The 12,821-nt window shown below is 43.8% G+C and carries 9 protein-coding genes; 5 read left to right on the forward strand and 4 right to left on the reverse strand.

Annotated elements, in window-relative coordinates; translation table 11 throughout:
- Positions 1–27: 27 nt before the first annotated feature.
- On the reverse strand, positions 28–2,673 hold the full coding sequence (locus ACY3LV_RS00090; protein ID WP_333561013.1) for an N-acetylglucosaminidase: 2,646 nt from the start codon (positions 2,671–2,673) through the stop codon (positions 28–30).
- 130 nt (positions 2,674–2,803) lie between these two features.
- The gene (manA, locus tag ACY3LV_RS00095) at positions 2,804–3,754 is read right to left on the reverse strand and encodes a mannose-6-phosphate isomerase, class I (RefSeq protein ID WP_464863158.1); all 951 of its coding nucleotides are present in this window, start codon (positions 3,752–3,754) and stop codon (positions 2,804–2,806) included.
- Positions 3,755–4,017: 263 nt separating this feature from the next.
- Here manA and ACY3LV_RS00100 point away from each other — a divergent pair, with 263 nt between their 5' ends.
- Genes ACY3LV_RS00100 through ACY3LV_RS00110 form a run of 3 tightly spaced genes read left to right on the forward strand, consistent with a single transcriptional unit; the run spans position 4,018 to position 7,702 of the window.
- Entirely contained in the window at positions 4,018–5,469 is a 1,452-nt protein-coding gene (locus ACY3LV_RS00100) for a spore germination protein (RefSeq protein WP_333561015.1), read from the forward strand.
- Between the two features lie 5 nt (positions 5,470–5,474).
- Positions 5,475–6,581, forward strand: a complete 1,107-nt coding sequence (locus tag ACY3LV_RS00105; protein WP_464863159.1) for a spore germination protein — start codon at positions 5,475–5,477, stop codon at positions 6,579–6,581.
- A complete protein-coding gene (locus ACY3LV_RS00110) occupies positions 6,578–7,702 on the forward strand; it encodes a Ger(x)C family spore germination protein (RefSeq protein WP_333561017.1) in 1,125 nt (374 codons plus the stop codon). The genes ACY3LV_RS00105 and ACY3LV_RS00110 overlap by 4 nt, the downstream gene beginning before the upstream one ends.
- Positions 7,703–7,738: 36 nt before the next feature.
- Here the strand turns inward: ACY3LV_RS00110 and ACY3LV_RS00115 are convergent, their stop codons facing one another.
- The gene (locus ACY3LV_RS00115; RefSeq protein ID WP_464863345.1) at positions 7,739–9,118 is read right to left on the reverse strand and encodes a sugar porter family MFS transporter; all 1,380 of its coding nucleotides are present in this window, start codon (positions 9,116–9,118) and stop codon (positions 7,739–7,741) included.
- 325 nt (positions 9,119–9,443) lie between these two features.
- On the opposite strand from ACY3LV_RS00115, the gene ACY3LV_RS00120 reads away from it, so the two are divergent.
- On the forward strand, positions 9,444–10,430 hold the full coding sequence (locus ACY3LV_RS00120; RefSeq protein ID WP_333561112.1) for an LCP family protein: 987 nt from the start codon (positions 9,444–9,446) through the stop codon (positions 10,428–10,430).
- Between the two features lie 155 nt (positions 10,431–10,585).
- Entirely contained in the window at positions 10,586–11,446 is an 861-nt protein-coding gene (gene ywtE, locus ACY3LV_RS00125) for a 5-amino-6-(5-phospho-D-ribitylamino)uracil phosphatase YwtE (protein ID WP_464863160.1), read from the forward strand.
- A 36-nt stretch (positions 11,447–11,482) separates the two neighbouring features.
- On the opposite strand, the gene ACY3LV_RS00130 is transcribed toward ywtE, so the two are convergent.
- On the reverse strand, positions 11,483–12,724 hold the full coding sequence (locus ACY3LV_RS00130) for a C40 family peptidase (protein ID WP_464863161.1): 1,242 nt from the start codon (positions 12,722–12,724) through the stop codon (positions 11,483–11,485).
- Positions 12,725–12,821 lie beyond the last annotated feature (97 nt).

The raw sequence follows: 12,821 nt of genomic DNA on the forward strand, positions 1-12,821 counted from the left end.
CTTTTGCGTCTGCAAAAGGTGGTTTTTTTATTGGTATTCCGGAACATCAAAGTAAAGCGTATAACCGTCCAGCAATGAATAAAGGCTGTACATGCGGTTTACTTGTTTGTACGCCCAGCCGATGTCGGTTGCGTATTGGTGTGCCGCTGTGGCTGACCATCTCATTTTGTATAGTGTGTCCTGGTTGTAGGCTGTGTTGTGAATATATGAAGAGCCTATGAATTTGGCCCCGCCGATAATGGCCGCTTCTGGTGTGAACCAGCCCTGCTCGTACGCATACTTGGCGCCGTAGTAATTCGGATTTCTGTCGTATGCGCCTATTCCGTACATGTTATATACAGTTTTTCCGTTATAAGTTAAGCCATTGGCTAAATCGGATGTTCCGTTTCCTGTTTCAAGAAGAGCGTGTGAGATTAAATAGAGCTCGTTGATGCCGTATTGTTTGGCGGCATCGATAAATGCCTTTGCTTTCCCTGTCAGAACGCCTTTACCCGCAAGCACTTTCTGATTGACTTCAGTGATGCTGAGCCCGGCTGCCTGTGACAGCTTAAGAAATTGGAAATAGTATTTGCTGTCTCTGGAAAAGTTATTCGGATCCACGTATTGAACCACTTCATCACTGCTTGCGTTTCGCCAGCCCAAATTGATTTTGGCCCAGCCGTTTGTCTGGCCGATGATTTTCACCTTATCGCCTTTTTTAAATTGGCCGATTACGTTCGTCGGGATGACTGCCGGCGTTGACCGGATATTCAGTACGTCAGCTGTGACTGTTGAAGTTGCTGTATGAATATAAGTGAGCGATACGTAAGCCGCCCCGTCTGTTTGCGGGCTTACTGTCATTTGTTTTTGGACCATATCACGAAGCGAGAGATTGTAATTTGTTTTCATGATTTGCGGCCCGTTTTTGATTTTTACGATAGATGATGTCCATCCGTATAATTGTTTCAGCTTCGCTGCTGCCGTAGCAGCTGCATCGTTACCTGTGAACTGTTCGTTTAAGCTGATTTTATAAAGGCGATTGGTCTTGGTTGTGTAATTCGGGCTTAAGCTTTGGGCTTTCAGATAGGTTACCCCATTGTTCAATGCTGTTTTGCTGCTGATCTGGGCTGTTACGATTTTGTATTGTGTATATGCCGTCTCGCCTGTTTTTGCTGTTGTGCCGGCGGCATTATTTTGTTTGAAAAACGCTAAAACACGGTCAATATCTTCTTTGCTGATGATGGCTTCAGTTATCATTTGATAGCTGCTCGCTGCGGTCTTACCGGTTTTCTGGCTTGTTGCTGATATGTGATTCGATTGAAAGAATGTAAGTGCTTGATTGGCTTTGGCTGTACCAAGCAGAGATTCAGTTGTGATTGTAAACGTGTTAGCAATTTGTTTTTTGATTGTTTTCGCAGATGCACTCAGCTGATGTTTTTTTAATATGTTCAAGCCCTTTGTCACTTTTGCTTGATCTGATGTTTCTTCTGAGATGAGCTGATATTGGTTTTCTGCTGTTGTTCCAGTTGCTTTTTTCGCTGCCTTTACTTTATTCTGAACAAAAAAGGCTGCGGCTTTGTTTGCCTGCTTCTCGCCTAAAATTTTTGCTGTCGTTATTTGATAGGCTGGAGATGTTGTCGTTTTTTTGATGCTGGATGATGTGCAGCGCCACTTTTTCTTTTTAAAGAAGGTGTCCACTTTTTGTAGCTGCTGTTTCGTTAAACCCTTCATATTCACAATATATGATGTGCTTTTGCCAACCTTTTGATAGCTGCCGGATACGCCGGTGTTTTTCTTGATTTGGCTAATGGCATCCTTGACTGTATTCAGCCCTTTGAAATAAGCTGATTGGACATTGTATGTCTCAGCAGTTGTTTTTTGATTGATTGGCTTGTAGCTTCCTGTAATACCCGTGGTTTGTTTCAATTGAGTTAATAGATTTTTGGCATTCGCTTCACCTGATACGGCGGCTGTAGTGAATGTATAATAGGCTTGTCCTTTCACCGTTTCTTTTAATGAAGCCTTAAGCCCCGATTCCTTTTGGAAGGCATTTTTGATCTGCTCTGCTTTGCTGTCTCCAACGATTGCGCCTGACTGAATGGTTGTCACAGACACCGTATGTGAGACGGGCTGATACGAGCTTTTAATTCCCGTTTGCTTAGCCAGACTCTGGATAAGCGCCTTCACTTTTGTCTCATCAGGGATTTCTGATGTTATGACGTTCACATAGGGCTGGGCTGTTCCGGATGCTTTTACAGTGCCAGACACTCCCGTCTCTTGTTTAAGCTTGGCCAGCAATGTGTTTGCCTGCTTTTCACCCGAAATGGCGCCAGAGGTGATGGTGACATACGGCTGTTTGCTTCCGACAGGACTTGACGTGCCTGAAATCGCTGTCTGTTTGGCGAGTCCACTCAGTATTGCTTTCGCTTCTGCTTCGCTATGAATGCCAGCAGCGGAAATTTGGTAGGTCGTTGTTGTGCCTGAAGCCTGATAAGAAGCATCCCAGCCAGTGTCTTTTTCCAGCTTGGCGGCTGCCTGTGCGGCTTGGCTTTCTGTACTGAACGTTTTAGCCGGTTCTACCTCATATATCGAGTAGTCCTTATAGGCAGCAGCCTGTGCGGCAGAACCGGATATGGAAAAAAAGGCAAGGGACGCGGCGGACAGAAGCATCGGTGCGATTAATCTCTTTTTCATTCCTTCTCCTCTTTCATATTCAATGAGTATATAAAACTAGTTTATTTATCGGCGCGCGTACACTTCATTTACAGGTGAATCCCTTCCATTTTTTCATAAAAAAAAACTTAATCTCGAAGTGAGATTAAGTTTACATATGAGACACGATCAGTGTACAAGTTCCTTTAATAGTAAAATCGGGCATTTGAGCGGGCAAGATCAAGTGATCGCCTTTTTTAAGCGGACATGTTTCGTCTTCATACATCAGCAAACCGCTTCCTTCAATCACGCTGCAAAGCAAGAAGGCTTCATCCTGAGACAGCTCAGCCTCGCCATTTATGTCCCATTTATATACCGAAAAATATTCCCCTTGGACAAACGTTTTAATAGTAATTCCTTTTCTTGATTCGGTCGATTCATCTATATACCCGTCCACATGAGGAACTGTGGCCGCATTGACCGCTTTGGCAAAATGAAGCTCTCTCTGACTCCCGTTGTGATCAAGCCGGTCATAGTCGTACACCCGGTATGTGGCATCTGAATTTTGCTGTGTTTCTAACACCAGTGCCCCTTTACACAATGCGTGCAGCGTTCCGCTCGGCACATAATAGAAATCACCAGGTTTAATTTTGATTCTTCGCAGCAGGCCTTCCCAGTCACCGCTGTTGATCATTGTGACAAGTTCTGTTTTTGAGCGGGCCGTATGCCCATAAATAATCTCCGCGTTTTCTTTACAGTCAATGATGTACCAGCATTCCGTCTTGCCGAGTTCTCCCTCTTCGTTTTCTCCGGCATAATAATCATCAGGGTGAACTTTTATCGACATATCTTCCTTCACGTCCAGGAGTTTTGTCAGAAGCGGAAATCGGTCCCCCTCCACGCCGCCGAATACTTCACGGTGCTCTTCCCAAAGCTCGATCAATGTCTTTCCTCTATACGGGCCATTCGCTACAGTGCTCGGTCCTTTTGGATGACCGGAAATGGCCCAGCATTCCCCCGTCGTTTCGGAAGGAATACCGTATCCAAATATATCTCGTAAAGCGGTGCCGCCCCAGATTTTTTCTTTAAAAACAGGCGTTAGAAAAATCGGTGATTGCGTCATGATCCGTACCCCTCCCCTGTAAATAGCTGATCATTATTTTCCCGGTGCGCCCCCCTTACAAACGCCCGTATAAGCTGTCTTATTCCTAAGACAACATATGTATAAAGCATCATCTTTTGACAACCCCTTTAAGAAAACGCTTCCTTTATATTATATCACGTCGAAAAGAAGCTTTGTTTCAGCCTTTTCCTTGAGAAGAATAATTCTCCTTTTTTGATACAAATTAATAAAAACCGTCAATCTGTTTACGAAGGAGAAAAACTATGCACATCGACTCTGATCTCCAGAACAACTTAGATGCACTGAAAAAAAAATGGGGACAAAACGACGATATGATGTTTTATTCATTTGCTTTTGGAGACAGCAGACGGAAGGCGTGTTTACTGTATATTGACGGTCTGACAGAGAATAAAATGCTGGCGCAATACGTCATTTCTCCTTTACAAAGAGAGGCGTTAGCCCATAAGGAAGGCTCGATTGAAGACCTATCCGCCTTTTTTTTCGGTTTTCACCATAGCGTTGTCTCTGAAATGAAAGAAATAGAACAGCTCGTTTTTACAGGCCATGCCGTTTTGCTCGCTGATGGCTATCACGGAGGATTAGCTTTTGACACGAAAACATTAAAAACACGCAGTCTTGAAGAGCCCTCCTCCGAAATCGTGGAACGCGGTGCGAAAATAGGATTTATTGAAAAGCTGCGGACAAACACAGCGCTTTTGCGTGAACGGACAAGTGATCCTAACCTCGTCATAAAGGAAATGATACTCGGAAAAAGGACGAAAAAGAAAATCGCTGTCGCTTATATTCAAGATATTGCTCCTGATTATGTCGTCAAGGAAGTGTTTAAAAGGCTGAACTCAGTCAAAATCGATGATCTGCCGGAATCGGGCACACTTGAACAGCTGATTGAAGATGAACCGTTTTCGATATTTCCCACAATATTAAGCACTGAACGGCCTGATCGGACAGAAGCTGCTCTATTAGAAGGACGGGTAGCCATATTGGTAGATGGCACCCCGTTCGCTTTGATTGTGCCGGCTACGGTTGATGAATTCATTCATTCGCCCGATGATTACAGCCAGCGCTGGATTCCGATGTCACTTATACGCCTTCTTCGGTATTCCAGCGTTCTGATCACCATTTATTTGCCCGGTCTGTATATATCTCTCGTTTCTTTCCACACTGGGCTGTTGCCGACCCGAATGGCGATCTCCATTGCAGGCAGCAGGCTTAATGTGCCATTCCCGCCTTTTGTAGAAGCTTTTTTTATGATCTTTACGATCGAGCTGATCAGAGAAGCCGGGTTGAGACTGCCAAAGCCGATCGGTCAGACAATTGGCCTTATCGGCGGAGTTGTCATCGGACAGGCGGCTGTTCAGGCGCAAATCGTCAGCGCCCTTATGGTCATTGTCGTTTCTGTCACAGCACTGGCATCTTTTACCGTTCCTTCATACGCCTATAACTTTCCCCTGCGGCTGATACGCATTGCTGCAATGATAAGTGCAGCAGTACTTGGCATGTATGGCGTCGTTATGGTTTTCCTGTTTGTGATCGGCCACTTGATGCGCCTGAAAAGCTTCGGGCAAGATTACATCATTCCGATCATGGCACAGCCCGGACAGGATTTGAAGGACACCGTCATCCGTATTCCCACGAAGTTTTTTAAAAGAAGACCGACACGAAACGATCCCGAAGATAACATCAGACAAAGGTGATGGCTATGAAAAAATCAGAGCATAAACTGACTTTTATGCAGACGCTTATTATGATAAGCAGCACACTGATCGGTGCCGGGGTCCTAACCCTTCCCCGCTCAGCTGCTGAAACCGGCAGTCCAAGCGGATGGATTATGATCCTGCTGCAGGGCGTTATTTTTATTATGATCGCTCTGCTTTTTTTACCTTTCCTTCAAAAAAACAGCGGAAAAACTCTTTTCAAGCTCAACAGCATCACGGCTGGAAAATTCATCGGCCCACTATTGAATTTGTTTATCTGTCTATATTTCATTGGGATTGTTTGCTATCAAGCACGGATTTTGGGAGAGGTCGTCGGATTCTTTCTGTTGAAAAATACGCCAATGTCAGTTGTCGTTTTTATATTTCTCGCAGTTGCCATCTATCATGTGGGCGGAGGCGTTTATCCCATTGCAAAGGTATACGCTTATATTTTTCCTATGACTCTTATTATTTTTATGATGCTCCTGTTGTTCAGCTTTCGCTTATTTCAGCTTGATTTTATCCGGCCTGTTTTTGAAGGAGGCTATCAAAGTTTTTTCTCTTTATTCCCAAAGACGCTTTTATATTTCTCAGGATTTGAAATCATATTTTATCTCATCCCGTTTATGAGAGATCCGAAGCAAGCGAAAAAGGCTGTCGCTTTGGGCATCGCGACTTCCACAGTGTTCTACAGCATTACGTTGTTCATTGTAATCGGCTGTATGACTGTGGCAGAGGCAAAAACAGTGACTTGGCCGACCATTTCCCTCATTCACGCATTAGAGGTTCCGGGTATTTTTATTGAACGATTCGATCTGTTTTTACAGCTGACCTGGACAGCCCAGCAATTTGCCTGTATGCTCGGATCCTTCAAAGGCGCCCATATTGGATTAACAGAAATTTTTCATCTGAAAAATAAAAACAATCCATGGCTCTTGGCTGCAATGCTGGCTGGGACGTTTTTCGTAACGATGTATCCCAAGGACCTGAATGAGGTATTTTATTATGGGACACTTCTCGGATATATTTTTTTATTTGTGATTACAATCCCATTCTTCACCTGGTTTTTAAGCTGGGTACAGAAAAAACTGGGGAGGGGGCAGCTTGGATGAAGATCATAACAAAACTCGCAGTCATGTTTCTGATGCTGCAGGTTCTCTCGGGATGCTGGGATGTCAAAAATATTGAGAAATTATCCTTCGCAAGAGGACTGGCAATCGATGAGACAGATGATCATCAGTATAAATTAACATACCAAAACCTTCTTCCCCAAAGTGAAGACAGCCAAGCATCCGGAAAACCCGAATTTGTTCATGTGACATCCCACGGGAAAACCATTCTGGAAGCAGTCAGTGATGTATCTGTCAAGGACCCTCCTATTTATAGCGATCATTTAAAAGTGATTCTTTTGGGAGAAAAACTGATGAGGAATCAAAACATAGATCAAGTCTTTAACCATTTTATTCGGGATGACGAGCTGCGGCGAAGCAGCTTTTTGATGGCAGCCAGAGGGAAAGCGGCTGATATCTTTACAAAAGGAAGCCCCAGCCAGCAGCAGCCAATGCCCACCGAAAAACTGATTGATTTGACAACTCATAGAGGATATAACGGTAAGATTATGAGGCCGCTTCGCATCGGCAGGGCTTCTATCTATAGCCAAAATGGCTACAGTTTTCTCATTCAAGCCGTGAAAAACCAAAAGGGAAAAGCAACGTATGACGGGGCGGGCATTATCAAAAGCGGCAGCAATAAACTCGTTGGATTTCTTTCACCAAATGAAACACAAACGCTGACGTGGGTCGTGGGGACGATTCAAGGCGGCATTATGCCGACGACAGTTAAAGGACATCCGATTACGTTTGAGATAAAAAAGTCAAAAACGAAAATTAAACCGTCCGTTGAAAACGGCAAGCCAGTCTTTCGAATTTCTGTCAAAACAAAGGGCATCCTGACAGAAGACCAAAACCCGAATGAAAACTCCTTTAGTAAGAGCTATTTGAGCAGGCTGGAGAACATTTTTGAGAAAAAGCTTGAACGCGATATAAAGAAGGTCATGGATAAACTGCAGCATGAGTATAAAACCGATCCGGTCTTTTTATCCGAGCACATTCGGGTTCAATACCCAGAATACTGGCATAAAGTAAAAGGACATTGGGATGAGCTATTTTCAGAGGCTGATTTTAAATACAATATTTCTTTCAAAATCACTAACTTCGGCACAGTAGGAAAGTGAGTAATCAAAAGGGTGCGCATAATCGCGCACCCTTTTTTATGTTTCGGCCGTCTGCTGTTTTCCAGCCGATCCTCCCTGTCCGTTTTTGTCCCGTAAATCCTGCTCAATTTCTTCAAGGCTTTTCCCCTTCGTCTCTGTCACTTTAAACCAGACAAACAAGAACGCCATGATGCCGATCGCGGCATAGATCAGAAATAAATAACTGATGCCGATTGCCTCCATTAATATTGGATAGGTTAGTGAAACAATCAGTGTCCCAACGTGCAGCATCAAGGTAGATACCCCAGTGCCGATTCCTCTGACATGGAGCGGAAACAATTCAGGAAGCATCACCCAGACAACCGGTCCCCAGCTGACCGCAAATACAACGATAAACACGCCTAAACAAATGACTGTCGTCCATGAGGCAGCCGCGGTGTTATCGAAAAAGAGATTCACCAGAGCGAGAACGATCAAGCTGATCACCATCCCGGCATTCCCGAATAGCAATAGCGGCTTTCTTCCGATCTTGTCGATGATTTTTATCGCTACTAATGTCATGAGCACATTGACTGTGCCGATTCCGACCGTTCCTAAAATCGAAGCGGAGTTTCCGAATCCGACGTTTGTAAAGGTCTTTGGCGCATAATAGATGATCGTATTCGTTCCGATAAATTGCTGCAAAAACGCCAGTCCCAAGCCGGCAATCAGGGCGGGGCGAACCCATGGATCGAACAGCTCCTTCAGACCGCCTTCATCCTGCTTTTCCGCCTCTTGAATATCATGTATTTCCTGATCAATATCTTTTGTGCCACGCAATTTTTCAAGAATCTTTTTCGCTTTGCCTTCTTCGCCATTCGTAAACAGCCAGCGCGGGCTCTCCGGCATGAACAAAATGCCAATAAGCAGGAGCAAAGACGGCACAGCAGCCAATCCAAGCATCCAGCGCCACGCTTCGGCATCGGCAAATATGTAATTGACAATGTAAGAAAGCAGAATGCCGACCGTGATCATCAGCTGATTCAGCGATGACAGCGCCCCGCGCTTATGCTTTGGCGCCAGTTCAGATAAATAGAGCGGCACGATCGTCGTCGAAGTCCCCACTGCAAGTCCTAATACCATGCGAAACAGCACCATGACTCCCGTATTCGGGGCGAGTGCCACACCCAGACCGCCTATACAAAACAGCAGCGCGGCCGCCATAATCGCTTTTTTTCTTCCGAAACGGTCAGTCAGCTTACCGGCCGTTCCTGAACCTAATATCGCCCCAACCAATAAAGAGCTGACAACAAGCCCTTCTGTAAAGGCATTCAATCCTAAATCCTTTTTCATAAATAAAATAGCGCCGGAAATCACTCCGGTGTCATAACCGTATAACGCGCCTCCAAGAGCGCCGAAAAAATAAAGCCATATATTCGACTGCTTTTTCATAACAATGACTCCCTTTCTCCATTCAGCTTCAATGACATTGTTGCGAAGTTTATTAGAAATCTTTTAGCCTCTTTTTCCTGCCATTAAACCTTTTCGTTCTTGCAGACCTCTAAGTTTCCAATCATTTACTTGCATTTTTTCCAACGTCACCGAAACATTTTATCTGCTAGAGCGTCCAATATAAGGTGATTCATCACATTTAAAATATCAACTTTCAAGAAAAGGAACTTATAAATATAGGAATATTTATCGAAAAATGTCTTTTGAAGAGTTGTCCCATGGCAAAATAAATGGTACTCTTCAAATATTAAAGAAACGAGAGGGTATTGATATGGAAGAACGAACACACCGCAGAAAGAAAAAGAGACGACTTAGAAAATGGGTGAAAATCGTTGCCGGTTTGATGGCTTTTCTAGTTATTGCGGCAGGATCTGTCGGCGCCTATGCTTATGTCAAGCTGAACAATGCGTCAAAACAAGCGCATATTGATTTGAATGAGAATGGTCAATCCGTTAAACGTATTAAAGAATTTGACCCGAAAAAAGATTCTTTTACTGTACTGCTTCTCGGTATCGATGCCAGAGATGCAAATGGCGAGACAGTTAATGATGCCCGGAGTGACGCCAATGTATTGGTTACGTTTAACCGAAAAAACAAAACAGCTACAATGTTGAGCATCCCTAGAGACTCCTATGTAAATATTCCCGGTTATGGCTATGATAAATTTACTCATGCTCATGCGTATGGAGGTGTAAAACTCACAGCCAAAACAGTGGAAGATCTGTTGGATATTCCAGTAGATTATGTAGTAGAAAGTAACTTTGATGCCTTTAAAGATGTTGTTGATGAGTTAAATGGTGTGAGAGTAGATATAAAAAGTGAAAAAGTTGCGAATCAAATCAAAAAAGATACAAAAGGGAAAGTTGTCTTAAAAACCGGTGTTCAAACTCTTGATGGTGAAGAGGCACTTGCATATGTAAGAACGCGAAAAGCCGATACAGATTTTCAACGTGGCCAAAGACAAATGGAAGTATTAAATGCAATTATTAAAAAATCCAAGTCCCTAAGCTCTATTCCAGCCTACGATGATATTGTTGATAGTCTAGGGGAAAATTTAAAGATGAATTTATCTTTAAATGATGCCATCGGTTTATTTCCTTTTATAACATCTTTAAAATCAATTGATACTGAACAGCTTACGGGATCAGACACGTACCTCTATAGCTCACGTGAGGGTAAAAAACTGTATTATTTGCAGCTTGATAACGAAAAACTTGAAGAAGTTAAAACTGAACTAAAGGATGCCCTAAATAACTGATTTGAACGGAATGGCAAAGGTCATTCCGTTTTTTTTGCCCATTTTTGTTGAAAATGATCAAAGTAACGTTTAGCCTGATAGATATGGTTAATGTTTCGCAGGAAAGCTGAACATACTACTCGAAGCAGCTTCATTTTTAAGGAGGTACCCTACATATGAAATGTATTGCGATTGATTTAGACGGAACATTACTGAATAAGGAAAGCGTCATTTCTGCTGAAAACAGAGCGGCGATCAAGCGGGCCATTGATGCGGGCATCCTCGTCACCATTTGCACGGGAAGAGCAACGTTTGATGTAAAAGCGCTGCTGGAAGATCTGGATATCCCTATCATTGCGGCAAATGGCGGTACGGTTCATGACAAAGGCTACCGCCTGATCAGCCGGACATTAATGGATCAGGAGGCCGGTAAGGCGATCGCTGAATACTTACTGTCAAAAAACATTTACTTTGAGGTATATACAGATGACCATCTGCTTTCTCCTTTTGACGGCGAGGATAAGCTGCATGCGGAGCTTGATATTCTAAAGAGCGCAAATCCAAGCGAAAAGACCGATGAATTGTGGCAAGGAGCCATGACTCAGTTCAAGCAGTTTGGCATTAAACGGATCCCTCATATCGAATCGGTTTTTGACGGCAGCGAAAACATTTATAAGCTTCTTTGCTTCTCCTTTGATATGGACAAGCTGAAACAAGCGAAGGAAGAGCTGAAGCATCATAAAAAACTGGCACAAACCTCTTCTGGAAAACATATTATCGAAATCCTGCCGGCCTCTTCAGGAAAAGGACGCGCGCTGACAGAGCTGGCTGAAATATACGGGATTGAAACACAGGATATCTATGTGATCGGCGACAGTCCGAACGATTTGTCCATGTTTGAAGTCGCCGGACACCGTATCGCTATGGAAAACGCGATCGATGAATTAAAAGAAAAAAGCACCTTCGTCACAAAAAGCAATGACGAAAATGGTGTGGCTTACTTTATTGACCAGCTGCTTTCCGGCCAATATGCATAAAGAAAAGACTCCAGAGATTCTGGAGTCTTTGTCCTGTTATTGCACCCGTATGCTTCCCGCATATTTATCTTTCCAATACGTGCTCGTGTTCATATTGGTGATGGTCACGCCGTTTGATAATGTGACATGAACAACTTGTCCGTTTCCGATATAGATGGCGGGATTTAAGCTTGTTGATTGGAAGAACACAATGTCTCCCGGTTTCAGATCCGCCTTCTCAATCATACTTCCGGCTTTGAACTGGCTTGTTGCGAATCGAGGCAGGGAAATACCGGCTGCTTTCTGGTATACATACTGGAGAAATCCGGCTGTATCAAATCCTGTCTCTGGAGAAACTCCGCCCTTTTTGTAGGGAACTTCTCCGACATAAAGCGTTGCCTCGGACACAATCGGATTTTCTTTCGTGATTGCCAGATTGTCAAATCGGCGAATGCCTGTCATCTTCGATATCCAATAATCCTCTGACAAGTAGGAAATGGTTACTTTTTCTGACCGGCTTGCCTGAATAAATCTTCCTCTGCCAGCATAAATGCCTGCATGTGAAATTCCCGTTTTATACGTATTGCTGAAATAGACGACATCACCCGGCTGTATGTTCTGAGGGGCTACCTTCTCGCCCACTGCCCACTGCTGTTCGGCTGATCGCGGCAGATAAATGCCGAGTGCCTGTTGAAACACATATTGCACGAGTCCTGAGCAATCAAAGCCCTCTGACGGTGTGCTTCCGCCAAATACATATGGAATGCCGATATATTTCTCGGCCTCCTGAACGACAGGGACATCAGCAGTTGCCGGATCGGCTGCGATTCGTTTCGCACCGATATAAGACCCGCTCCAATAGCTGCTCGTTTTGTAATTGGTGATGATAACCCCTTTTGATTGCGTACTGTGAATCATTTGGCCGTCTCCAATGTAAAGAGCAACGTGTGTCGGAGCAGTTCCGTTGCTTCCCTCTTTCTTGAAAAACAAAACATCGCCCGGCTGCAGATTTTCCGGTTTTACGGCCGTTCCGACTTTATACTGGTCGTTCACAGATCTCGGCAGATGAATATCAGCCTTACTGAAAACATATTGAATCAACCCCGAAGGATCGAATCCCTCTTCCGGCGTTTCGCCGCCGTATTTATACTGATATCCAAGCAGTTTTTTCGCTTCGCTGATCATCAGTTCAGATGACGTATCAGCCTCCGCAATCTCCGCTTTTGTGATAATTGAACCCAAAAAACAAATGATAACCGCCACAAGCAAAAACTTCTTCCAGTTTGCCAGTGTGTTCACTTTTATTATCTCCTCCTCTATTTGCAGTTTTAACATCGGTATTTTTTTGAATATGTTAAGAGACTTTTTGATATTTTTACAGAATGAATATGCTGGG

This window comes from Bacillus sp. 11C, from assembly GCF_055486375.1.

What these genes read in the sequence shown, in the direction of transcription:
- ACY3LV_RS00090 (WP_333561013.1), bottom strand. Translation starts at nt 2,673, where the DNA reads ATGAAAAAGAGATTAATCGCACCGATGCTTCTGTCCGCCGCGTCCCTT.
- manA (WP_464863158.1), bottom strand. Translation starts at nt 3,754, where the DNA reads ATGACGCAATCACCGATTTTTCTAACGCCTGTTTTTAAAGAAAAAATC.
- ACY3LV_RS00100 (WP_333561015.1), top strand. Translation starts at nt 4,018, where the DNA reads ATGCACATCGACTCTGATCTCCAGAACAACTTAGATGCACTGAAAAAA.
- ACY3LV_RS00105 (WP_464863159.1), top strand. Translation starts at nt 5,475, where the DNA reads ATGAAAAAATCAGAGCATAAACTGACTTTTATGCAGACGCTTATTATG.
- ACY3LV_RS00110 (WP_333561017.1), top strand. Translation starts at nt 6,578, where the DNA reads ATGAAGATCATAACAAAACTCGCAGTCATGTTTCTGATGCTGCAGGTT.
- ACY3LV_RS00120 (WP_333561112.1), top strand. Translation starts at nt 9,444, where the DNA reads ATGGAAGAACGAACACACCGCAGAAAGAAAAAGAGACGACTTAGAAAA.
- ywtE (WP_464863160.1), top strand. Translation starts at nt 10,586, where the DNA reads ATGAAATGTATTGCGATTGATTTAGACGGAACATTACTGAATAAGGAA.